This window comes from Sutcliffiella horikoshii (genome assembly GCF_008180725.1).
Lineage (GTDB): Bacteria > Bacillota > Bacilli > Bacillales > Bacillaceae_I > Sutcliffiella_A > Sutcliffiella_A horikoshii_B.
Genome location: NZ_VTEV01000006.1, coordinates 243105 through 266778 on the forward strand (window position 1 = coordinate 243105; position 23674 = coordinate 266778).

At 38.5% G+C, this 23674-nt stretch carries 26 protein-coding genes; 21 read left to right on the forward strand and 5 right to left on the reverse strand.

The window, feature by feature from the left end:
- Positions 1-71: 71 nt before the first annotated feature.
- Entirely contained in the window at positions 72-479 is a 408-nt protein-coding gene (locus FZC76_RS16605; protein ID WP_088019340.1) for a YugN-like family protein, read from the forward strand.
- On the opposite strand, the gene FZC76_RS16610 is transcribed toward FZC76_RS16605, so the two are convergent.
- Entirely contained in the window at positions 476-1486 is a 1011-nt protein-coding gene (locus tag FZC76_RS16610; protein WP_148989288.1) for a potassium channel family protein, read from the reverse strand. The two genes, FZC76_RS16605 and FZC76_RS16610, sit on opposite strands and share 4 nt — an antisense overlap.
- Complete coding sequence (locus FZC76_RS16615) at positions 1487-1735, reverse strand: atypical membrane-integrating protein (Mistic protein) (protein WP_148989289.1); 249 nt, start codon at positions 1733-1735, stop codon at positions 1487-1489. It abuts the gene before it with no gap.
- Positions 1736-1866: 131 nt separating this feature from the next.
- Here FZC76_RS16615 and FZC76_RS16620 point away from each other — a divergent pair, with 131 nt between their 5' ends.
- Entirely contained in the window at positions 1867-2052 is a 186-nt protein-coding gene (locus FZC76_RS16620) for an H-type small acid-soluble spore protein (protein ID WP_148989290.1), read from the forward strand.
- 461 nt (positions 2053-2513) lie between these two features.
- Positions 2514-2699, forward strand: a complete 186-nt coding sequence (locus FZC76_RS16625) for a hypothetical protein (RefSeq protein ID WP_148989291.1) — start codon at positions 2514-2516, stop codon at positions 2697-2699.
- Between the two features lie 57 nt (positions 2700-2756).
- On the opposite strand, the gene FZC76_RS16630 is transcribed toward FZC76_RS16625, so the two are convergent.
- Entirely contained in the window at positions 2757-3917 is a 1161-nt protein-coding gene (locus FZC76_RS16630) for a dicarboxylate/amino acid:cation symporter (RefSeq protein WP_148989292.1), read from the reverse strand.
- 464 nt (positions 3918-4381) lie between these two features.
- Between FZC76_RS16630 and FZC76_RS16635 the strand changes: the two genes are divergently transcribed.
- The 12 genes from FZC76_RS16635 (at position 4382) to FZC76_RS16690 (ending at position 15535) form a co-directional block, all read left to right on the forward strand.
- The gene (locus tag FZC76_RS16635; RefSeq protein ID WP_060665583.1) at positions 4382-4579 is read left to right on the forward strand and encodes a cold-shock protein; all 198 of its coding nucleotides are present in this window, start codon (positions 4382-4384) and stop codon (positions 4577-4579) included.
- A gap of 609 nt (positions 4580-5188) precedes the next feature.
- Entirely contained in the window at positions 5189-5965 is a 777-nt protein-coding gene (locus tag FZC76_RS16640; protein WP_148989293.1) for an SDR family oxidoreductase, read from the forward strand.
- 31 nt (positions 5966-5996) lie between these two features.
- On the forward strand, positions 5997-6440 hold the full coding sequence (locus FZC76_RS16645) for a hypothetical protein (RefSeq protein WP_148989294.1): 444 nt from the start codon (positions 5997-5999) through the stop codon (positions 6438-6440).
- Positions 6406-7467 (forward strand): alpha/beta fold hydrolase, encoded by a 1062-nt coding sequence (locus tag FZC76_RS16650; RefSeq protein ID WP_262372674.1) that lies wholly within the window; start codon positions 6406-6408, stop codon positions 7465-7467. The genes FZC76_RS16645 and FZC76_RS16650 overlap by 35 nt, the downstream gene beginning before the upstream one ends.
- 478 nt (positions 7468-7945) lie before the next feature.
- Complete coding sequence (locus tag FZC76_RS16655) at positions 7946-9607, forward strand: sensor histidine kinase (RefSeq protein ID WP_262372675.1); 1662 nt, start codon at positions 7946-7948, stop codon at positions 9605-9607.
- A gap of 28 nt (positions 9608-9635) precedes the next feature.
- Positions 9636-10373, forward strand: a complete 738-nt coding sequence (locus FZC76_RS16660) for a LytR/AlgR family response regulator transcription factor (protein ID WP_148989295.1) — start codon at positions 9636-9638, stop codon at positions 10371-10373.
- A 394-nt stretch (positions 10374-10767) separates the two neighbouring features.
- The gene (gene sda / locus FZC76_RS16665) at positions 10768-10905 is read left to right on the forward strand and encodes a sporulation histidine kinase inhibitor Sda (protein ID WP_148989296.1); all 138 of its coding nucleotides are present in this window, start codon (positions 10768-10770) and stop codon (positions 10903-10905) included.
- A 100-nt stretch (positions 10906-11005) separates the two neighbouring features.
- Complete coding sequence (locus FZC76_RS16670; RefSeq protein WP_148989297.1) at positions 11006-11311, forward strand: antibiotic biosynthesis monooxygenase family protein; 306 nt, start codon at positions 11006-11008, stop codon at positions 11309-11311.
- A complete protein-coding gene (locus FZC76_RS16675; protein WP_262372676.1) occupies positions 11308-11724 on the forward strand; it encodes a hypothetical protein in 417 nt (138 codons plus the stop codon). Before FZC76_RS16670 ends, FZC76_RS16675 begins: the two co-directional genes overlap by 4 nt.
- A gap of 135 nt (positions 11725-11859) precedes the next feature.
- Complete coding sequence (locus tag FZC76_RS16680; RefSeq protein ID WP_148989298.1) at positions 11860-12159, forward strand: DUF3817 domain-containing protein; 300 nt, start codon at positions 11860-11862, stop codon at positions 12157-12159.
- An 859-nt stretch (positions 12160-13018) separates the two neighbouring features.
- Complete coding sequence (locus FZC76_RS16685) at positions 13019-14089, forward strand: metallophosphoesterase (RefSeq protein WP_148989352.1); 1071 nt, start codon at positions 13019-13021, stop codon at positions 14087-14089.
- Positions 14090-14092: 3 nt separating this feature from the next.
- Positions 14093-15535 (forward strand): DEAD/DEAH box helicase, encoded by a 1443-nt coding sequence (locus tag FZC76_RS16690; protein WP_148989299.1) that lies wholly within the window; start codon positions 14093-14095, stop codon positions 15533-15535.
- Positions 15536-15585: 50 nt separating this feature from the next.
- On the opposite strand, the gene FZC76_RS16695 is transcribed toward FZC76_RS16690, so the two are convergent.
- Positions 15586-16980, reverse strand: coding sequence for a YjiH family protein (locus FZC76_RS16695; protein ID WP_148989300.1), 1395 nt, complete (start codon positions 16978-16980; stop codon positions 15586-15588).
- A gap of 169 nt (positions 16981-17149) precedes the next feature.
- Between FZC76_RS16695 and FZC76_RS16700 the strand changes: the two genes are divergently transcribed.
- On the forward strand, positions 17150-18709 hold the full coding sequence (locus tag FZC76_RS16700) for a multicopper oxidase family protein (RefSeq protein WP_148989301.1): 1560 nt from the start codon (positions 17150-17152) through the stop codon (positions 18707-18709).
- Positions 18710-18733: 24 nt separating this feature from the next.
- Positions 18734-19282: a DUF6944 family repetitive protein gene (locus tag FZC76_RS16705; protein ID WP_148989302.1), complete on the forward strand. Its 549-nt coding sequence runs from the start codon at positions 18734-18736 to the stop codon at positions 19280-19282.
- Positions 19283-19320: 38 nt separating this feature from the next.
- Here the strand turns inward: FZC76_RS16705 and FZC76_RS16710 are convergent, their stop codons facing one another.
- Complete coding sequence (locus FZC76_RS16710; RefSeq protein WP_148989303.1) at positions 19321-20295, reverse strand: S8 family peptidase; 975 nt, start codon at positions 20293-20295, stop codon at positions 19321-19323.
- 247 nt (positions 20296-20542) lie between these two features.
- Between FZC76_RS16710 and FZC76_RS16715 the strand changes: the two genes are divergently transcribed.
- From FZC76_RS16715 to FZC76_RS16730, 4 genes are all read left to right on the forward strand, one after another.
- The gene (locus FZC76_RS16715) at positions 20543-20890 is read left to right on the forward strand and encodes a lmo0954 family membrane protein (RefSeq protein ID WP_148989304.1); all 348 of its coding nucleotides are present in this window, start codon (positions 20543-20545) and stop codon (positions 20888-20890) included.
- A 22-nt stretch (positions 20891-20912) separates the two neighbouring features.
- Entirely contained in the window at positions 20913-21566 is a 654-nt protein-coding gene (locus tag FZC76_RS16720; protein WP_148989305.1) for a PspA/IM30 family protein, read from the forward strand.
- A 339-nt stretch (positions 21567-21905) separates the two neighbouring features.
- Complete coding sequence (liaF, locus tag FZC76_RS16725) at positions 21906-22631, forward strand: cell wall-active antibiotics response protein LiaF (RefSeq protein ID WP_148989306.1); 726 nt, start codon at positions 21906-21908, stop codon at positions 22629-22631.
- Positions 22628-23671 carry a sensor histidine kinase gene (locus FZC76_RS16730; RefSeq protein ID WP_148989307.1) on the forward strand — a complete coding sequence of 348 codons (1044 nt, stop codon included), beginning with the start codon at positions 22628-22630 and terminating at the stop codon, positions 23669-23671. Before liaF ends, FZC76_RS16730 begins: the two co-directional genes overlap by 4 nt.
- Positions 23672-23674: the final 3 nt, after the last annotated feature.

The window sequence follows — 23674 nt, forward strand, 5'->3', positions numbered from 1 at the left end:
ACTATCCCTTTTTCCATATGCATGAAAACCCCTCCATGGGGAAACCTACCCATATAAAAGGAGGGATTGCTATGATTCCTATTCCTTCAAAAATCGAAGGTGCGGAGTTTCAGTTGTATAAACTAGAACAGGAACTAAAAGCCATTGGATATTCCATCGGGGGAAACTGGGACTACGACCACGGCTACTTTGACTATAAAATAGACGATGAGGTCGGCTATCAATTTTTGAGAGTCCCATTTCAGTCTGTGGACGGGCAATTGGATTCACAAGGGACAACAGTGGAGCTCGGAAGACCGTTCCTGCTCTCCCACAAATACCAGATTGGAATAGATGACAACGTTCATGTTTGGAACAGAACAGCATCGTTTGACCAGTTTTCAGAACCGGAAGATCCCGATGCCACTTTCCCAAAAGAATTCATTGAACTTGGTCATACACTTGTTCACGAATTAGAAGCAGTGCTTGGCAGAGATTAGTCTTTAATGACAAGCAAACAGTCATCGGCTTGAATTAACGTGTAAAGAGGAGGATTGACCATGGTGTCTCCTCTTCTTTTTATGCCTATAATGAGAATTTTCTTCTGAAGCATTTGATTGCTAAGTTTTTCAAATGTTGTTCCTACCATATCTTTCTCCACTTCTAAATACTTCAATTTGCTTCCCTTCAGCTGATTCAACATATTTAACAAAGTATTAGACATACCATTAGACATCATACTGTTTGTCATGACATAACTTGTAAACATATTTGTTTGTATCACTTCGTCAGCTCCAGCCCTTTGAGCATTCTTCACTTGAGTAGAAGTCAAGATCTCCACGATTGTGTACACTTCTGGATTTAATCCTTTAACAGCCAATAATGTTAACACTGAGCTCATATCCGCTTGAACTTCATCCTTACTTTGATCGGCAGAGATAACAACAAAACCTGCACTTTTTACATTGGCAGAAAGTAATGTTTGATCATTACAGGGGTTTCCTTTAATAAAATGTACATTTTGATCATGAAGAGGGTTTTTCTCTAGCGATGAATCAATGAGTACAATTGATAAAGGTTTATTGCTCATGGAATTAATCTGCCTTAACGTTTCTCTTACCCGCTCATTCCAACCAATAACGATAATATGTTCAGATCCTCGATAATCCACTTTGCCCTCCAAGTAATCATTTTGTGTTGCGATGGCACTTGCAGCCAGTGATACAAAATAGGTAGTGACAAAACCTGTACCAAATAATATGAGAATAATAGCTAATGATCTCCCTGTGACAGTAACCGGAACATAATCTCCGTAACCTAAAGTAGCAGTAGTGACAATCGCCCACCAGATTCCATCGAAAATGGAAGGGAACTCTTCTGGTTCAATGAAATGAATAAGAAAACCGAACGTAATATTAATGACAAAAATGAAGACTAGTATCCTTGCTATTAATGGCCAATGTACAAACCTAAAAATGAGGGAAGTCTGCTCCTTGATTCTATCCATCTATTCCTCATCCCCTGAGGATATAAAAGAGAGCACTTCTTTAACAATGGAGTTGATTTTTTGGTTCAAGGCATCTTCCCCGTACTTTTGTTTTCCTGCTTCTATCAATTGTATGACCTCATCATTGAAAGAAATAATAGGTTTGTCGTCTTCAGACTCATTATAGAATTCAATAAATCTGTCTAGACTTTCATTCATCTGATCAATGGCTTCGCTCAATTGATCTTTTTCTTCCTTCCTTAACTTCATCTCCCTCACCTCTTATTTCATTGTTGACAAATTACCTTCAAACTTAAACTTAAAAGGGATAAAATGGCTTATTTTTGGAAAAATAAGTGTGAATGATATGATGAATGAATAATGTATAGGGAGTGACGAGAATGGATGAAGCACGTGCAAGACAAATACTATCCTCTTCCGCAACAATAGAGGTGACCTTTGAAGGGACAAAGGTATGGATTGATTCAGTAAGTGAGGATGGAAAAACTGCAACAGTTCATCTTCGCGGGCCGGGAGAAGAGCGTACACAAGTTGCTGTTTCTGATCTAGTAGAATTAGGAGAATGACCAAAATGGGACTCAATTTCGAGTCTCTTTTTTAATTAAATGAAAGCATATAATACAGTTTATGAAAAGCAATCTAATTGTGAAATAACGTAACGTTTATGTGATTTTCAGCTGTGTATTGGAGCAAATGGCGAAGACTCCAGAGGGGGAAGAACGGTTGATTGAGACCCCGCAACGAAGGACGTCGCTGAAAAACTGATAACGGAAAGTTTTAAATGATTTCTAGCTGGTGATTGGAGCAAAAGGCGAAGACTCCTGAGGGAGATAGCGTTAGCTGGAGACCCCGCAGGCGCAGCCGAGGAGGCTCCAGCAACGCCCCTAGGAAAGCGAAGCCATTTGCGGAAAGGAACAGCGGCAATTAACCACTACCTACTTGTTTTTATAAATGAATGTGCTTGCTTTTGTTTGTTGTATTTAGAAGAAGGGTATTTATCAACTATTAATATGTGAGGTGATAGGAAATGACTTCTTTTAATGAAACAGCTATTATTTCTTATGTAAAATCGAGGATTGAGGAATATTGCAAGGAAATGGAGACCACTACTCCAGGAGAGATTCAACATGACATAATCCTTGGTAAAATAGAAGCGTATAACGAATTCTTAGAGCAATTTGGCTACGATAGAGTCGCTTGTGCGCTTAAATAATACACAAAAAAGGTGGCGCCCAATAGAGGAAACTTGGGTACCACCTTTTTTATGAGTTTATTTAGATGCTGTAAGTCTATCAACGGCATTTGCAATGGCTCCGTCACCAGTTACATTACATGCTGTACCAAAACTATCTTGGGCAAGGTAAAGAGCAATCATCAAGGATACCATTGTGGCGTCAAACCCAAGCATTGACTGTAATAGCCCTATAGCTGCCATCACAGCACCACCAGGTACACCAGGAGCAGCAATCATGGTTACACCAAGCATCATGATAAAAGGGAGTACAATGAATAGAGAGTAATCCATTCCATTGATAAACATAATTGCCATCGCGCATGAAACAATTGTGATGGTACTACCTGAAAGATGTATATTTGCAAGCAATGGAACAGTAAAATCTGCTGTCTTTTCTTTTACTCCCATCTTTTTGGTTCGTTCGAGAGTAACTGGAATTGTTGATGCAGATGACTGTGTTCCGAGTGCGGTAAAATAAGCAGCCATCATGGATTTAAGCATTGAAAATGGATTTTTTCGTGTCATGGCACCACTTGCGGAGTATTGAAGGATTAACATAGTTAGATGCAATAAGATAATCAATACAAATACTTTTGCAAACACATTGATAATCGTTTGAACTTGTCCGCCGTAAGTCATGTTTGCAAAAATACCTAAAATATGAATCGGTAAAAGCGGAATGATCACTTTAGAAATGACTAGTTCAATAACACTTCTGAACTCTATCATGACAGTTTTTAACGCTTCCCCTTTGATTGCTGACATACCTAAACCTAGTGTAAATGCAATTATTAGTGCAGTCATCACTTCAAATGGTGCTGGAATTTCCAGTTCTAGGAATGGTTTTAATAATGCTTCCTCTGGATTTTCCATTGTTCCTGTCAGACTTGCGTTCTTTAATATAGTAGGATATAACGTGCTGGCAGCAAAATAGGCCAAGACGCCTGCTGCTATGGTAGATAGATAAGCAATGGAAGCAGTCAAACCAAGAAACTTACCTGCTCCTTTTCCAATTTCTCCAATGCCTGGAGCAATAAATGCAATGATAATTAATGGAATTGCAAATCCTAAAAAGTTTCCGAATATCTCGTTAAACGTAACAAAAATCTTAACGAACCATTCTGGTGCAATACTACCAATAGTCACACCCAGTATAATGGCAAGAATAATTCTAGGTAAAAGTCCGAATTTCCTCATGATGCCAGTGTCCTCCCTGTAAATACATTTGTCTATTGTTTTTGAATATTGTATTATCTTACAAAAACAATTTAAAAAAGAAAAGTCCTAAATGATATATTTTTTAAAAAGTATTTTCCAGTGATTGCTTACTTCAAATAAGTATGGGTGAAAGAAAGAAAAATTTTCAAGAAAACAGGTTTATAAAAAGTTGAATAATGGGTACACTACTACAGAAAATCACCATTGATGCAGCAAATCTTGTATGTCTTCACCCGTAACAAAGTACACTTTTCTAATGGAAGTTACTAGCAAAACCAAATAAAACTTGATTTTTTGATACATAACCTCTATGATTAAGTTAATTGTTTTTGTTCGGTAAGGCTGATAGAAGGAATTTACTTCAATGTTTTTCGTCTTGAAAGATTATGCAGAGCAAGAATGGTAATACAATTGTGGACTGTTCCACTGTAGGAGGAAACATAATGTTAGAAGGTAAAGTAAAATGGTTCAACGCTGAAAAAGGTTTCGGATTCATCGAAGTTGAAGGACAAGACGATGTATTCGTACACTTCTCTGCTATCCAAGGCGAAGGTTTCAAATCTTTAGAAGAAGGTCAAACAGTAACTTTCGAAATCGAGCAAGGCGCTCGTGGACCTCAAGCAACTAACGTTCAAAAGTAATTTTGACATAAGTTGAGAAAAAGGCTCTCCATCTGGAGGGTCTTTTTTTTTGTGCTTTTTGAAATATAAGAGAGTAAAAAACGGTTGATTTCCGTTTCAGGGGCTTCGCTTGCCTGCGAGCGGTCCCTGTGCCTCCTCACTTCGGCTGAGTGGTAACGCCTGTCCCTTCCTCCCGCGGGCGTCTGCGCGCCTTCCACTGCAATCAACAAGGTGGCTTTATTTACCTAAGGGTTTATGAAGAGTTTTACCGTTTTAACTGAAAAAGCACTAATACTCCGGTCTTGTAATCTATAGCTGTTGATTGGAGCAAAAGGCGAAGACTCCAGCGGGGGAGAAACGGTAGTTTGAGACCCCACAGCGCAGCGAGGATGTTCAAACATTGTCCCGCGGAAAGCGAAGCCATTTGCGGAAATCAACAGCGGAGCAAAACCAAGCAACTAAAGAAGTCTTAGAGGATGTTATTTTTTAACGCTAATAGTAATCGTATTTTCCGCCTCCACCATTTCATCATTTTACACACATCTTGAATAGTTCTCTACTATACTATATGGAATCTATTAATCGATACTAGATTGGAATAGGAAACTAGCATAAAGAGGGGGACACATTATGGATGTAAATGATTTGTTCAAACTTAAGAACAAGACAGCGATTGTAACTGGTGGAGGAAAGGGACTAGGGGAACAAATGGCAAATGCCCTTGCTGAGGCGGGGGCGAACGTTGTTGTATGTTCACGTGATCTGGCAACCTGCCGAAAAGTAAGCGAGGACTTGAAACAAAAAGGTGTGAAATCACTAGCATATGCGTGTGATGTAACAAAAGAGGAAGAAATTCAACATGTAATCGAGGAAACGGTAAGACACTTTGGAACGTTAGACATCCTTGTAAACAACAGTGGAACATCTTGGATGGCGCCAACATTAGACCTGCCAGCAGACAAATGGGATAAAGTGATGAATGTAAATTTAAGAGGATTATTTTTATTTAGTCAAAAAGCGGCAAGAGTCATGCAAAAGCAAGGTAACGGAAAAATAATTAATATCGCATCCGTAACCGGAATGGGTGGGACAGATCCAAAACTAATGGACACCATTGCTTACAACACAAGCAAAGGAGGAGTCATTACATTTACAAAAGACCTTGCTGTAAAACTTGCTCCTTACAACATACAAGTCAATGCCATCGCACCGGGCATGTTTCCTACTAAAATTACCGAAAAAATAATAGAACATTCCGCTCCAATGTTAAAAGAACAGATACCTGCAAAACGTTTTGGTGGCGAACACGATTTAAAAGGGCCAGTTGTTTTTTTATCCTCTCATGCATCGGATTACTGTGTGGGCCACATTTTAGTGGTAGATGGAGGGATGACTTCCTTAATATGAGGTTGAATTGAAATGAAAGGGTGAATCAACCATGTTGCATTCAAGCAATAAAAAAGATGAAAGGAACAAAAAGGTAAAAGTTAAAGCAGTAATGATGGAAAACAAATGGAATGAAGCGATAAAGGCAGGGCTGAACAAAGAGTCGGTGTTTCGCATTGTTGGCCTAGAAAGTGAGTTAGAAGCAGAAAAATTACGTAAGATGAGGGAACAGGTAGAAGTGCTTTCGTTGAAATATAATTTTCCTACTAAAAACGATGTTGCCAATATTGCAAGGCTGCTTATCCAAATAGAAGAAAAAATTGATCGCCTCGAGGGACAGTTACAGGAAGAGACAATCCCCTCGGGACATAATCAAGAAAAGAAATTAGTGAAAGTAATTTTGGAAGATATGGTTGAACGTCAAGCGATAGTATCTTCTTTACTTGGATATGATGAAAAGATTGGCCGTTCTACAGTCAGTGATCACGATGAATGATTTTCAGTTGGATGCTTGGAAAAAGGAAATGATACGTTACAATGAAACCCCATTTAAGGATGGAGTAACGGACAGACAAGCGATTTGGAGAAAGAACAAAGCCACTCTTTGGTATTACAAAACACCTTCTAAAAGATACAATGTGCCTATTTTTATCATTTATTCTCTGATTAATCAGCCCTTTATCTTAGATATGATACCCGGAGGAAGCACCATTGAAGCACTTGTTAATAAAGGGTTTGATGTGTATATGATTGATTTTGGCAAGCCGGGATTTGAGGATAGGAACATGACAATAGATGACTATATTACAGAGTATATTCAAGCTGGAGTAAGAGGTGCGATTAAACATTCCTCCGCAAAAGAGGTGACCATAATGGGGTATTGTCTTGGTGGCACACTTGCAGCTATGTATGCATCTATAGCAAAGGAACCAATAAAAAATCTTGTATTGTTTGTGACTCCAGTTGATTTTAGCAATCCTGGTTATTTTGATAAATGGGTAAAAGCATTGAGGGAAGAAAATATGGACAGCACTCGTTATATCGATGAGCTCGGAATTATTCCACCCTCTCATGTTGAGGCAGGTATACGTTTGGTGACATCGCCTATTTATTTTACTCCTTATTTATCTCTTTTGCTGAATAGAGGGGATGAAGCCTATGTTAAGAAATGGGTTCGTTTTAATACATGGACTAAAGGACATATTCCTTTAACAAGTGGCGTTGCTAAGCAAATCATTGAGGATTTTACAAAGGGAAACAAGTTTATTAATAAGGAGAGTAAAATAAATGGCCAACAAGCCAAGCTTTCAAATATTAAAGCAAGTCTACTTGTAGTAGGGACAGAAGGAGATCGGCTTGTGCCGCTCGATCACATTTTTCCAATTATGGATGAGGTAACAAGTGTTGATAAAACAGCACACATATTAAAAGGCGGGCACACAGGGACTTCTGTTAGAAATGGTAGACTCCCAGAATATCTGGATAGTTGGTTGCATGAGCGGTCAAAACCGCTAAGTTCATAAAATGGGAGGGATAAACAAATGAATGTCTTAGATGAGAATGTAAAATGGGACATGAACCCCTATATAGAATACATGGGAATTGGAGCAACGGTTTTTATTCAATTTCTTATAGGTCTAAAAGAAAGTTAGTAGGGAAGCTTTTTGCTTCTCTCTTTTTTATTCCAAAATGAGTGTAAAGCTAGGTAAATATTGTTAAGTTTTCATGGGAGATACATTATTTTAATAAAAGGTATATTATTTTTATGAAATTTATCAAAAAGTAGAAAAAAGCTTATGAAATAAGGGTATTTTGGTTTGAAAGGAGTGGAAAAGCTACATGAAAAGTGCTGATTTGAGTGGTTGTTCAATAGTGTTTAGATGTAAAATAGCTAAGCATACATAATGAATATAAGAAACATTAAGGTTCAAATAATCGATTATAAAAGATATAATGCATATAGTACAAGCTTTAATGTGCTATTTCCTTGCAAAATGGAGGTTGGAAATAATCGGGGTTAATAGTTTAATACAACGTGAAAGTGAATCTATTCGTGTATCTAAAGGATTTATCCTGTTTCATTCTGACCTCACAGTCAGTGCCATTGATGTTGGGGCAATGGATATACTTGGACACACCAATTCATCGGTGACGGGGAAACTACTCTCAGACTTTTTAAAAAAAGATGCATTTAATATATTACTTAAATATACATACAGTGTAATACAAGAAGGCACTTTTGTACAACATGAAATGAAACTTTCTGAAAATCCAAATCAATGGATAAAAGTGGTCATCTATCCTATTGAGACAAACTGCTTTTCAATGCTATTCTTTGATATTAATAAGCAAAAAGAGTTGGAAATTGCACTTTTAAGACAGACAGAAAAGCTTAACATACTAAATGAATCTGCTGCTATGTTGACCTCTATTAAAAATCCAAAAGAACTCCTAGATTCCTTATTCCATAAACTTTCACAAGTGTTGGACCTTGATATCTATGTCAATTATAGTTGGGAAAAAGAGCACAATCGACTAGTGTTAACAAACCATCATGGGCTCTGCACAGAAGAGCTGGAGACCTTTAGGTATCTTAAAAAGGGAGCTGCTGTGTGTGGTACTGTTGCACAAAATAAAAAGAGGTTGGTTTTTGAGCATATAGACGGCAGAGAGGATAAAATACTAGACCTTATACGTCCTCTCGGAGTCAAAGCTTATGTATGTGAACCTTTATTGTCGTTCGGAGAGCTTGTGGGTACCATTTCCTTCGGTTCCAAGAAACGTCCTACTTTTACATCAGAAGAACTTGATTTGATTCATTCTATTTGTCATCAGGTAACCATCGTTTTAGATCGAATGACAAAAGTGGACGAGTTGACTCAAAACACAGAAACATTGGAAGTGGCAAATCTACACCTTAAAGAAAATGAGAGAAAGTTACGGCTTATTATTGAAAGAAATGAAGCAAAGAGAGAAAGTAAAACCAAAACGAATTTCCTGGCAATGATCAGTCATGAGTTGAGGACGCCATTGAACTCTATTATTGGATACAGTCAAGTTTTAGAGAATGATCAAAAAGATCCCCTCACAGAAAAGCAAAAATCTAGACTTGCCAAAATATTAAATTCCAGCAGACACCTACTGCAACTAATCAACAACATTTTAGAGCTAATTAGAATTGATACAAAACCAGAAACAATTAAAACAAATGTAAAATCAGTTCCTATAAAAGATGCTGTTTGGGAAAGTTTGCACTCCGTAAGCAACAATGCAAAAGAAAAAGGGATTTCTCTTCACATTGAGAAAGATGTAGAGGATATTTCCATTGAAATTGATCCCATACGTTTTCAACAGGTCATGGTCAATTTATTAAATAATGCCATTAAATACAACAAAAAGAATGGTGCTGTAACCCTTTATTGGAGGGTGGACGGCAGATATTTAGCTATCTTTGTTAAAGATACGGGGATTGGTATCCCTCAAAGACACCAAGAGAATATCTTTGAACCATTTTACAGAGTGAACCACGCTATACCAGGGATTGAGGGGACAGGCATTGGTTTAACTCTCGTAAAGCAGAATGTTCTAGAAATGAAAGGGACCGTTGGCGTTTCAAGTATAGAGGGAACAGGGAGTACCTTCTGGGTAAAGGTACCGATATAATACATCGAAAGAAAGGGGTTTTCTTCGATTGAAACCAATAAATGTAGTAATTGTTGATGACAATCAAGATTCTCTTGAAATACTGAATTTTTTTATTGGAGAACTAAAGGAATTTCAAATTATAGATACATGTCAAAGTGGAGAACAATTGATTGATAGTGTCATGAAAAACAAGGTGGATCTTGTTATTGCGGACATAAACATGCCTGAAAAAAACGGTTTGGATGCAATAAAAGAATGCCTTGAGTTTTCTCCTGATTTAAAATTTATTTTTGTAACAGGTTATAATGAATTTGCGGTAGAGGCATTTGCTATTTCTGCAGTTGACTATATTGTAAAACCGATTGAGAAAATAAGATTATACAAGGCTTTAGAACGCGCAAAAGCCCAATTGCTTACTGAGGTAGCGGAGACAGAACAGAAAAAACATAACAAAAGGTTATCTGTTCGTTCCAATAGTTCGTTCTACTATATACCATTCGGTGATATCATTTTCATTGAGAAATCAGGAAAGAAATGCATCATATATACAACCAACCAAGCCATTGAAACCTATGAAAATATCAGTGACATCTATAAACAATTGGATCAAAATTTTTACCGGACACATCGATCCTATATTGTGAATCTAAGGATGCTATCACACATTACTCCTAAAAATGAAACGTATTTTGCCTACTTTAGTAATCATGAGAAGTATGCTCACATTTCCAAATTGAAAATCAATGAAGTACAAGAGCTATTGGCTCAAATCACGAAATCTTAACATTGAGAATTTCCTGGTTTGAGTTTTCTTTTTTAAAATACTTCATTTTTCATAATAATTCCAATAAGGGTTCTTAAATGTAGAATCTTTGCGGTTGAAATGGCAAAGTAGTGCACTGAAAAGCATTAATAAAATGCTCAAAAGTATAAGAGGAATTGGACAAAAGGGAATATGTTTCGTTAGAATGCTAGATAAAGATATCTTATACATGAATCTAAATGACGAATCCTTTTACTTCACATATAATGATGGGAATTTTAAAAAGATGATGAAGAGCTATCTTATTTGAAATAGACACAAACATACCTTGCTAGGGTTAATCGAATCGTTTTGATAATTAAATAAGTGGCAAACATCCAATACTTAAAATAACCGTTATATGGGAGGGGTTTTAATGGATTTATTAAGTGATGAATCATTAATAGAAGTATATGAAGCAGCGATAACGAATGACTTGAACGAAGAGTTCTTGAAGCTGATTCTTGATGAAATGAAGCGGAGAAAAATAGATATTTCAGTGTCCAATATATAACGATGAACCGATAGAAACAATAGAAGAACACAGAAAGAGATGTGATGATCGTAGTCAGCATCTTTTTTCTTTATTAATATATTAAAAGGAGACACTTAGTATGTACATTGTTCATTCCACTTTTATAGTGCCACCTGAAAAAGCAGATGAAGTTATTTCGATCTATCATAACAGATCTAGAATAGTAGAACAGGCGAAAGGATTTCAGCGCTTCCTTCTTCTACAAAATGAAAATAAAGCAGGGGAGCTTACCGTTTTTATGGAATGGGATTCAAAGGAAGAATTTATCTCCTGGGTTACCAGTGAAGATTATAAAAGGATACACGAACTAGAAAAGAAATACCCTGACCAAGAGCTAGCCACTATTATACCAACCATTACAAAATTTAAGGTGGTGGCAACATGAACATTCCCACAAAGTCTTCAACCGTCCAGAAAATTAAAGCAGATATAGGTAACTTGGACGTAGAGCCGATTGTAGAGAAAGTGGTTGTAACCATGTACAATGATTTTCCTTTCCTTGAAGAAAAGTTTGGGGAAAAAGGAAAAGAAAGAACCATAGAAGACAACTTTTATCACTTTCTGTATCTCAACACTGCTTACAAGCTAAATGACACTCAAACTTTCGTGGACTATGTAATGTGGCTTAATAGTGTACTCGTAAGTAGAGGATTGAAGACAGATATGATCATCTATAATTTTGAAAAAATACAAGAAAATATGACAGGTATGTTAGATAAGAAAGTAGAAGAAAGCTTTGTATCCTATCTAGATGATGGCATTCAGGCGCTTAAGGAATATAAGCAAGAAAGCGAATAAGGCTGAGGAAGACAGTGTGGATGGGCACTGTCTTTTTAATAATTTCACAGGATTGTCATGAGTATGTGGAAGAGGCACGTAAGAAGTGTTTTATAATAGAAGAAATCATGTTAGATAAAGGAAGGCTGATAGTTAATGACAAACACTACTATGGGAAGATTCCGAATGATGGGGTTAATAGAAGGCGGATCATTGCTTGTTCTTCTTTTTATAGCAATGCCTCTGAAGTATGGGTTTGACATTCCCCAGGCAGTAAGTGTCGTTGGAGCTTTACACGGCTTTTTGTTCATCACTTATGTCCTTTTTATTGCATATATCACGTTAAAGATAAGATGGTCGCTTAAATGGGCGGCAGGTGCTATAGCTGTTGCTTTCATTCCATTTGGAAATATCGTATTTGATAATTATTTAAAGAAATCTTCTTTTGTGAACTGACTCCTCTCAATGGGGTCAGTTTTTTGTTAGGAGCTAATTATGGTATAGGTTAGTGATTTTTGGTTACAAATAGCCCGAAGCAAAGTGGAAAAGATGGAACTGTCTAATAGAAGGGTTCTAAACGCCCGAAGCGAAAGGAAAAGAGGTGGAACTGTCTAATAGAAGGGTTCTATTAGCCCGAAGCGAAAGGAAAAGAGGTGGAAGTGTCTAATAGAAGGGTTCTATTAGCCCGAAGCGAAAGGAAAAGAGGTGGAAGTGTCTAATAGAAGGGTTCTATTAGCCCGAAGCGAAAGGAAAAGAGGTGGAAGTGTCTAATAGAAGCTGTCTAATAGAAGGRTTCTATTAGCCCGAAGCGAAAGGAAAAGAGGTGGAAYTGTCTAATAGAAGCACTCTAAACGCCCGAAGCGAAAGGRARAGAGGTGGAASTGTCTAATAGAAGGGTTCTATTAGCCYGAAGCGAAAGGAAAAGAGGTGGAACTGTCTAATAGAAGCACTCTAAATGCCCGAAGCGAAAGGAAAAGAGATGGAATTGTCTAATAGAAGCACTCTAAACGCCCGAAGCGAAAGGGAAAGAGGTGGAATTGTCTAATAGAAGCACTCTAAACGCCCTAAGCGAAAGGAAAAGAGGTGGAACTGTCTAATAGAAGCACTCTAAACGCCCGAAGCGAAAGGGAAACCCATAGAACTGTCTAATAGGAAGGCTTCATTTTCATATTCAAAATACTTGTCATTTCCCTTCTTCCATCATTCTTCGCTATAATGAGTGGTATAGATTTACTGTACTAAAGGAGTAGTTGCTTTCGTGAACGTTGGTCGGATATTATCGTTCGTCGCATTTTTCTCATTATATAATATTTTAATGTTTTATCTTGGTTGGAACGGCTTAGTCTGGTTAAAAGCGATATTCTCGTTCCAACAAGAAACTGTATATTGGTTAGTCATCACCATTTTTTCTTATGCCTATATTCTTGGGAGGTTGGTAAAACCGCTCTCCTGGTTATCGATTGTCGGTTCAATATGGTTTGGATATATTCAGTACGGACTTCTTTTATTTCCGATAGCTAACCTTGTTGCTTGGGTACTTCACCTAACAGGAGTTCCAGGTCAGACTTCCGTTGTTGTGGTGGGGACCGTAACAGCTATCATGATTGCAATAATTTTCATCACCGGCCTCTACAATGCTTACAGCCCAGTAATCAGAAAGTATGAGGTGACCATACCGAAAAAAACCGAAATGAAAAAAATTCATGTAGCGGTTGCCTCTGACATGCATTTCGGTAAGTTATCAGGTGTCGCCCATGCCAAAAGGCTTGTGAAAATGATAGATCGCATCAAGCCGGATATCATACTGCTTCCTGGTGATATTATTGATGACGAGCCCGAACATTTTCAAAAAAAAAATATGGGGGCTATCATGAAACAACTCGATGCACCACTCGGTATTTTCGGGGTTCTAGGTAACCATGAATACTATGGAAGAGAGATCCCTCAGTTTCTAAAAGAGATGGAAAAGGTTGATATCCGTATTTTAATGGACGAGGTTATTCTAGTTGGAGACAGTTTTTATTTGCTAGGCCGAAAAGATAAAACAGACTCAAGAAGAAAGTCGTTCCAACAACTGGTAAACGATAATAATATAGATGTTTCTTTGCCCTTACTAGCAATGGATCATCAACCTGCAGAGCTGAAAGAAGCACAAGAAAGTGGGGTAGATCTCATCGTATCGGGTCATACCCATAGAGGTCAAATGGCACCAAACCACCTTATTACCAAAAGGCTGTTTGAGTTGGATTGGGGTTACTTGAAAAAAGGCCAGTTGCATGCATTTGTTTCCTCTGGCTTCGGTTTCTGGGGGCCGCCACTTAGAATCGGCAGCAGGTCGGAAGTATTGGAAATTGTCGTACAATTTGAAGATAGAGAAGGTTATTAACGGATGAATAAAACTTTTCAGCAATTTAATCTAGGAGAAGACATAGTCAAGGCATTAAGTAGTCTGAACTATATAAAACCGACAAGTGTCCAAGAAGAAGTGATTCCAAAAGCTCTAGGGAAGATGGATATCATTGTACAATCACAAACAGGAAGCGGGAAAACAGTTGCTTTTGCCGTCCCTCTTTGTGAGCTTGTCTACTGGGAAGAAAATAAGCCCCAGGCCTTAGTATTGACTCCAACCAGGGAACTTGCAGCCCAGGTAAAGGACGATATAACAAACATTGGACGCTTTAAGCGAGTTAAGGCAACCGCTATATACGGAAAACAATCTTTTCAAAGGCAAAAAATAGAATTGAAGCAAAAGTCTCATATAGTGGTTGGTACACCTGGACGGGTGCTGGACCATCTTGAAAAAGGTACGCTTGAAGTGAATAGACTCAAGTATCTTGTGATTGATGAAGCGGACGAAATGTTAAACATGGGCTTTATCGATCAAGTAGAAGCAATCATCCAAAAGCTACCCAAAAATAGGGTAACGATGTTGTTTTCAGCCACCTTGCCGGAAGATATTAAACAACTAGCGAATCAATATATGACAGAACCTGCATTGGTTGAAATAAAAAGAAGTGGTTTGACGACAAATCGAATAGAGCATGTCTGGTATGAGGTGGAGGAAGAGGAGAAATATCTTCTGCTGAAAGACATTACAGTAGTGGAAAACCCAGATAGCTGTATTGTTTTCTGCGCTACGCAAGAAGAAGTGGAGAGGGTTCACCGTAAACTTCATCGCAGCGGGTATCCTTGCGGAAAGTTGCATGGCGGCATGGTACAGGAAGATCGATTTTCTGTCATGAATGCTTTCAAACGGGGGGAATTCCGATATCTGATTGCAACGGACGTAGCCTCAAGGGGTATTGATATTGAAGATATAAGCTTAGTCATCAATTATGATATTCCTTCTGACAAGGAACGATATGTACATCGTATCGGACGAACAGCAAGAGCTGGAAAATCTGGTAAAGCGATTACGCTTATTTCAAATAACGAAAGTCATCAATTAGAAGAAATAGAGAAGTATATTGGCTTAAAGATTTTTAAAGGTGAAGTTCCTAACAGAGAAACTGTAGCCCGAGCTGAAAATTCTTTTTTAGAGAAGATGAAAAATAAACCTACAAAGAAAGAAGAAAAAGGCGCCAAATTAGAGAAGAATATTATGAAACTCTACTTTAATGGCGGTAAGAAAAAGAAAATTAGAGCGGTGGATTTCGTAGGGACCATTTGCCAAATAGCTGGCATGACACCAGAAGATATAGGGATTATTTCTATTCAGGAGAATCAGACGTATGTGGATATCTTAAATGGAAAAGGCCCTTTAGTTTTAAAAGAAATGAAAAACCGTCCCGTCAAAGGCAAACAGTTGAAAGTGCATGAGGCACGAAACTAATAAAGCTCGCCAATCCCGATTGTGGATTTGGCGAGCTTTTATTTTTATTTTTAGAAAAAGAACAAATGAGCCATTAGTGCTGCAACAGGCAATGTAATGATGGTTCTTTGCAAGAATATGATGAACAGTTCCCATATCGATAGAGGGATTTTTGATTTTATCAAAAGAATGCCAATCTCTGACATGTAAATTAACTGAGTCAATGACATGACGGCAATAACAAATCTCGTAAGCTCAGATTCTATCCCACTTCCAATAACTGCTGGAAGAAACATATCCGCAAACCCTACAATCATGGCTGGTGCAGCAGCCTGGGCTTCTGGAATTTGCAACAGTTGAAGAAACGGTATGAATGGAAAAGATAGAATGTTGAAGACTTCCGTAAATTCTGCCACCATCAAGGCAATTGTTCCTAAAGCCATCACAAGTGGAATGAGTGCCATCCAAATATCCACTACATTATAAATCCCTTTTTTTACAATTTGCTTTATACTCTTCACTTGCCCCGCTTTATCTACGGCCTGCTGTAGTCCCCATTGAAAACTCGACACACCTTTTGGAACATTTTCATCGATTTTTTGGCCAACAGGTTCGTAATATGTATCTTTTTTACGGGAAAGTGGAGGGATTCTTGGGCATATAACTGCTGCAATGATTCCAGTAACCACTACTGTAAAGTAGAAAGGGACAAACATATGATCAATTCCAATAAATTTGGCTATAACAAGACTAAAAGCAATGGAAGCAATGGAAAAGTTGGTCGCTACGACAGCTGCTTCCCTTTTTGTATAATAGCCAGATTCGTATTGCTGTGTGGTTAACAACACCCCTACTGTCCCGCTCCCCATCCAAGAAGCCATTGCATCAATAGACGATCTACCTGGTAGCTTGAAAAGAGGATGCATTACTTTTCTAACCAGCGTACCGATGAAGTCCATTAAACCGAACTCTAATAGAAGTGGCATGAAGAGACTTGCAAATAGAAACCAAACAGTTAGAACTGGGATAAGGTCAAATAAGACAATGCCTCCTGTAAATTCGGATGTAATCATTTCAGGTCCATATTTCGTTAAGGTCATAACAGCGAATGCCGCACCTAATACGCGCATTGCAAGCCATATACTACCTACGTTCAATAGGGTGTCTAAGAAGCTATCTTTTTTTAAGAATGGTAAGGAAATGAACCTCACTACCAAACTGCTAATAGCAGAAACAACTAATACGACTGCCATGAAGGAAGGAATAACCCCACCAAATGTAGTCAATACCAAGTCAGCCATGATTCCAAGACCAATGGTGACATTTCCGTTGAATGATACTGGTATCAAGAAAAGTAGAATACCAAATAAAGAAGGAATGGCGAATTTTAAAATTTGTAAAGTTGAATAAGTTGGGGCATCTGTTTGTTTGGAGTAGGTGGTTTGTTTGGCAGATTGAGTACTCATACGGTTTTGTCTCCTTTTTTGAATGTTATAATAATAGAATAGGATATCAATAAAAATAACACTTTGCGTATAATTATACAACCTTATCTTTTCAAATAGGTTCTCTTTTCGGATATTCATCGCTTTCGTCGAATATGTTAAAGCGAAGGTGAGTGAAAGGAGGGATTGCATGGTGTCTAGAAACCAGAAGCAAACAGTTTATAACTTGACCAAATATAAGGACGCGCTCCCTGTTCCGCCAGTTTTAAAGCACCTATATAAAGGGGAAGGCTATACGTATTACGAGGTATGTATGAAGGAATGCAAGGTGTCAGTGCATAGTGAATTGCCCGAGACAACTATGTGGGGATATGAAGGAATATTTCCAGGACCGACCATTCAAGTGGAGAGTGGAGAAAGGGTGTATATCAAGTGGAAGAATCAATTGCCACCTGTGCATCTTTTACCAATAGATTTTACCGTCCATGGTGCTCATCGTGACGTCCCTGAGGTAAGGACAGTAGTTCATGTACACGGGGCGGTAGTAGAACCGGAGAGTGATGGGTACCCTGATGCCTGGTTTACAAATGGATATCAACAAGTGGGGGAGAAGTTTGTAAAACAAGTCTATCAATATGACAACTATATGAATGCTTGTACCCTTTGGTACCATGACCATGCACTTGGTATTACCAGATTAAACATATATGCAGGCCTCGCAGGTTTCTTTTTAGTAAGAAGTAAACGAGAACAATCATTGAATTTGCCTGCAGGGGAATATGATATTCCACTATTGATACAGGACCGGACATTTAATCAAGATGGATCGCTTTATTATCCCAAACAGCCAGAAGAACCAGTTCCGGGCCTAGTAACGTCCATTGTGCCTGAGTTCTTTGGGGAAACCATATTGGTTAATGGAAAAGTATGGCCATATTTGGAGGTGGAACCAAGAAAATATCGATTTCGGATGCTGAACGGCTCAAACAGTAGATTCTATAAATTAAAGCTTGATAGAAATCAACTTATGTTTCAGATAAGTACAGATAGAGGGCTATTGCCTCAACCGATTGGAATAAAGGAGATTATTCTAGCGCCTGCTGAAAGGGCAGATATCATCATCGATTTTTCTAATTTGGAAGGTAGGAAAGTTTCATTAATTAATGAAGCACCTGCTCCTTTTCCAAGTGGAGAGGCTAAAAATGAAGTAAGGGATGTCATGCAGTTCAGGGTAATCTCCAAAGCTATGTATATTGATACCAGCAGTATTCCTTCAGAATTGGAACAACTACCTGTTTTGTCTGAAAAGAGCGTTGTAAGAAAAAGGTTTTTAACGCTTGATCATTTGATGGATAAGTATGCAAGAGAGCTCATGTTACTAGATAATAAAGGTTGGGATGCACCAATATCTGAAAACCCTAGACTTGGGACAACTGAAATCTGGTATCTTATTAACCTTACACCAGATACGCACCCGATCCATATTCATTTAATAGATTTTCAGATACTTGACCGGCGTGAGTTTAATGTTGAGAAATACAACAATGAAAAAGTGATTGAATACCTAGGGCCTAGTATCTTACCAGAGCCACAGGAAAGGGGGAGAAAGGACACCGTAAGGGCAAATCCCAATGAGGTTACAAGGTTAATCATGCAATTTGGTCCTTATTCAGGACTTTATGTATGGCACTGTCATATGCTAGAACATGAAGATTATGAAATGATGCGGCCGTATATAGTGATAAGGTAACCGAGAAGATAGGCGGAATATTTGATGGGAGAAAATACGAAACAATTTATTGGTGTCTGGACTCAGGCATTAGGTACAGTAATTACAGCGATTGGCAGTACCCCGTCCGTCCCCATCCATGAGCAAGGGAGAACGGGGTTAAGTTTGGTCGGGAATGTCCTTCAAGCAGGGGGAAATGGTCTTGAAGCGGACTCACAAGAAGAACTGACATACGGAAAATTAGGAAATATCATACAAGCAACAGGTAATTTGTCCGTCAGCACAGGTTTGGTCATTGATTTTACCGGAGATACAGAAGAAAGGCTTGTCATTAGTGGAGACTTAATACAAGCATTGGGAGCGATAACTGCATTAGGCAGTGCCAGCCACCCATACATGGTAGTTGGTAATTTCCTTCAAGCGATTGGGAACTCTATACAAGCGGTAGGGGGCAGTCGAGAGTTAAGAGAAGAAAGAAATAAATCTAAGCAAAATGAGCAAAGTAATGAATCTGTCATTGCACTTGGAAGCTGGCTGCAAGCAATTGGTACCATCATACTTGCACTTGGGTTGACATATGAACAGATAGAATAATCCCCCGATATTTTCTATATCAGGGGATTAGATCATGATTAAACGCCGATGCTTTCGGCTATGTTTGACTGCCTTAAATAATCTGCCAGAAGTTGAGGAGTTGTTAAATAGACAAGCCCATTACCTTCTAAGCTTTTAGGATAGCCGAGAGGGATGGTCCTTTTAATTAGTTGAGCATAAAGTTCCGCCTCGGTGAGTGTTCGGCTGAATTCATTTTCCGAAAGCTTTTTAATTAACGCGAGCGCTCCCGCGACATGTGGGGCTGACATGGAAGTACCACTGAATACGGCATATCTTCCTCCTGGTATTGTTGAAATAATTTTCTCGCCAGGTGCTACAAGATCAATTTCGTTATTCGAGTTAGTAAAATAAGAGGATTTACGTTGAAGATTAATAGAACCGACAGAAATCACTTCCTGGTAAGCAGCTGGATAAGAGAATTCTTCTGTATATTGATTCCCATCCCCTTCATTACCTGCAGCGCAAACGACGAGGATGTTTTGGTCGATTGCTGCTTTAATAATATCGTGAAGTTCTGGGACATCAATTGGACCACCAAGTGACATAGATATAACATCTACATTCTGGGTAACGGCGTAATTTATTGCGTTAATAATCCATTCATATTCTCCAGAGCCATTTTTACCGCCAAGAGCTTTAAGAATCAGTAGTTTAGCTTCAGGAGCTACTCCAACTACACCAGAACCAGGGTTGATCGCAGCAATGGTCCCTGAAACATGTGTGCCATGACCGTTATAATCTTTAAAGTTCTCTGGATCTCCATTATCGTCCTCTGTGAAGTTTTTCCCTCCTATAATCCGTCCTTCAAGGTCAGGGTGCAGTACATCACATCCGGTATCAATAACCGCAACGACGATACCTTCACCTTTATAACCATTTTGCCAAATAGCCGGTGCTTGAATTAATTCCACGCCTTCTGGGATTTGTTGGGTCTCAAATAACTGGTTTTCCAACTTGTAAGGAATTAAATGAACTAATTTTTCTTTTTGCATACAAAACGCCTCCTAATCATTATTTTCAAACAAATGTGAAAAAGAAAGAAGGTGTTGCGTGTTGCAGTATTACTTTCTGAAGATTCTATCAATAAAACTACTATTTTACAAGTGCTTAACCTCCTAATAATTGCTTTTCGGTCCTATTTCCACTAAGCCCCAAGTCTTAACTCAAAATATGGCTGAAGCTCATTATAAGAAACCTTTAACGAAGGTAAGATAAAGACATAGAAGGGAGGAACAACGAATGAAAAAATTTGGATTGTTTCTAGTAGGTGTCATTGCATTCTTTGTTTTGCTTGCAAACATTGGTCCACTTTTAGGGTTGGCCGTTAGTTTGGTAGTCACTTATTATGCAGTAAAAGAATTCATAAAAACGGATTCTACTGGCACGAAAATTCTGTGGGGGATCATTGCTTTTATTGCCATCGCTTTCTCCATTGCAAATGTACCCGCCGTATTAGCAGTAGTAGCAGCATATATCTTATATGTTGTTTATAAAAACTGGAACAAAGAGAAAGAAAACAACACCATCATTGAAGCTGGTGACCCGTTCACTAATTTCGAGAAACAGTGGAATTCATTGAACAAGTAAATTACAGGAGAGGAATGGTACTATGACTAACTTATTTTCAAGAATTAAACAGACGATTTCTGCAGATTTCCATGAAGCTTTGGATAAAAAGGAGCAGAAAAACCCGATCGCTATGTTGAATCAGTATTTACGTGATTGTGAAAGAGAAGTAGAAAAAGTTCGCAAGCTTGTAGAACGCCAGAATTTACTTAAAGAAGAATTTAATAGAGAATATCAAGAGGCAAGAAGTTTAGCGGAAAAGCGAAATTCGCAAGCATGCATTGCTGAAAAGGCTGGTGAAACGGAACTGGAGGCATTTGCAAAACGGGAGCATCAACAATATGAAGAGCGCGCCAACAATTTGAAGCTTTCTTTAGAAAAGGTTTCGGCGGACCTGACATCTCTAGAGCAAAAATATGAAGAAATGAAGCACCGACTTAAGGATATGTATATCAAGCGGATGGAATTAATGGGAAGGGAGAATGTTGCCCGTGCCACACATCGAATGAATCAGGTGGTGGGTTCTAGCAAAGCAGAGTATTCCTACACAAAATTTAATGAAATGGAAACCTACTTAGATCGTTTGGAGCACCAAGTAAATTCCGACTATCACCGCAATACTATCGATGCGCGTATTGCCCAGCTAGAAAAAGAAATTCCCCAAACTGAAGAGAAAACTCATTCTCTTTCACAATGAAAACTGCTATTCTAAAAAGGCGTACATTTGCGCCTTTTTAGGGTGTAGAAGTATAAAAAGCTTGGATCTGTTAAACACCGCTGTTGATTTCCGCACTAGGCTTCGCCTTCCTAGGGGCGTTTGGGGAGCCTCCTCGGAAAAGCGCCTGCGGGGTCTCCCCTAAAACGCTATCTCCCTCAGGACAAGGAAGGCTTCGACAGCGAAACATCGCACCAAGAAAATGCGTAGCATTTTCGAGGAGTCTACGCATATTGCTCCAATCAACAGCTAGGTAGCTGAAAAAATCAACAATATGCTTTAACAAAGCCAAAAGCTTAAATAAAAGGAGGGATAAGGCGCATGTTGAACAAAATGAAATCTGATTATCTTAGTTTTATTATCGTAGTGGCTAGCTTGATTTTTCTGCTGGAAATTCTCTTTTTCAATACGGGCCTTATTTTTTCTTTTTTGTTTTCAGGATTCCTAATGTATATAGGAAAGAAGAAATGGCATTGGTTAATAGGAAAGGCTCTATTTGTCATCGGGGTTTTATCCATTACTTTTACCGTATTCAATATGATGACCTTCAACTTTCTAATTTTGGCAACAGTGTTGTATTTCTTGTACAAATTTCTGCAAGCCAAAAAACACCCTGTAGAAATGCAGCCATCTATAATGCCCAAACAGGAAGAACAGGTTGTTAGAAACGAGCAAAAGTGGTTCACTAACAAGCTTTTTGGAGGACAAAAGACACCTGATCATTCTTATACATGGGATGATGTAAACATCCAATGTGGAATTAGTGATACTCAGATAGATTTGAGCTATACGGTACTGCCTAAAGGGGAATCCATTATTTTTATTCGAAATGTAATAGGAAATATTCAGATAATGGTTCCCTACGAATTGGAACTTAATATCGTCCACTCTGGCATGGTAGGCTCCATCAATATCCTAGAGCAAGAAGAGAAAAGCATTCTTAACCAGACTGTTCATTACCAAACAGCTAATTATAGAGAAGCCACCCATAAAGTGAAAATTGTCACCTCGATTTTCGTCGGCAGCATAGAGGTGAAGAGAGTATGAGTACATTGCAAAGACAAGTTTTGTGGGCATCTTGTATATCTCTAATAAGCTTTATAGTTATAGGCGCGGTAACCTATTTCTTTTTTCCGGTAATCAGTCTGAAAGCTCTTTGGATGCTAAAGGTAATGGATCTTCCGTTCATCTTGTTTTTATTTATTGTCAGTCTTGGTTTGGGAATACTCTTCGGCTTATTTTCAGGGTTGTATTGGAAGAAGCAAATAAACACTGTTTATGAGGAGTTAAAAGCAGTGGAACAAGGCAGAACCTTGAGGGAAGTACCAGGAAGCAATGTTCAGGAATTAGCTTTAATGGAAGAAGTCATATGGAAATTGCACAGTCAGATACAGGAACAAGCAAAAATCTCCCAAAAGATCGCAAACGAAAAGGCGGAAGACCTAGAGATTAGGATACAGGAAATCGTTTCACAAGAACGAAACAGGCTGGCAAGAGAGCTTCATGACTCAGTCAGTCAGCAGCTTTTTGCAGCCTCAATGCTAATGTCTGCATTAACGGAAACGAGGGGAGAATCTGGTACTGATAACAGTGAAACAAAGCAACTAAAATTAGTGGAAGAGATGATTCACCAGTCTCAACTGGAGATGCGGGCATTGCTCCTTCATTTACGCCCAGTGGCATTGAAAGGAAAAACATTGCAAGAAGGTGCAGAGGAGTTATTAGTAGAGCTTATCCAAAAAGTTCCGATGAGCATTACTTGGAAAATTGAACGTTTTTCTATAGATAAAGGTGTGGAGGATCATCTATTTAGAATCCTTCAAGAGACTTTATCCAACACATTACGGCACTCCAAAGCAAATGCGGTCGAGGTATTACTCATTCAAAGAGAAAACTTCATCATACTACGAGTGGTAGATGATGGAATCGGCTTTGATGTCGAGCAGGCTAGGGCAGGTTCTTATGGCTTGCAAAACATGCATGAACGTGCCGTTGAACTAGGTGGTACTTTAAAAATAGTAAGTGTGGAAAATGAAGGAACAAGACTGGAAGTGAAAGTACCCAAACTGAACGTAGAGGAGGCTTGACCT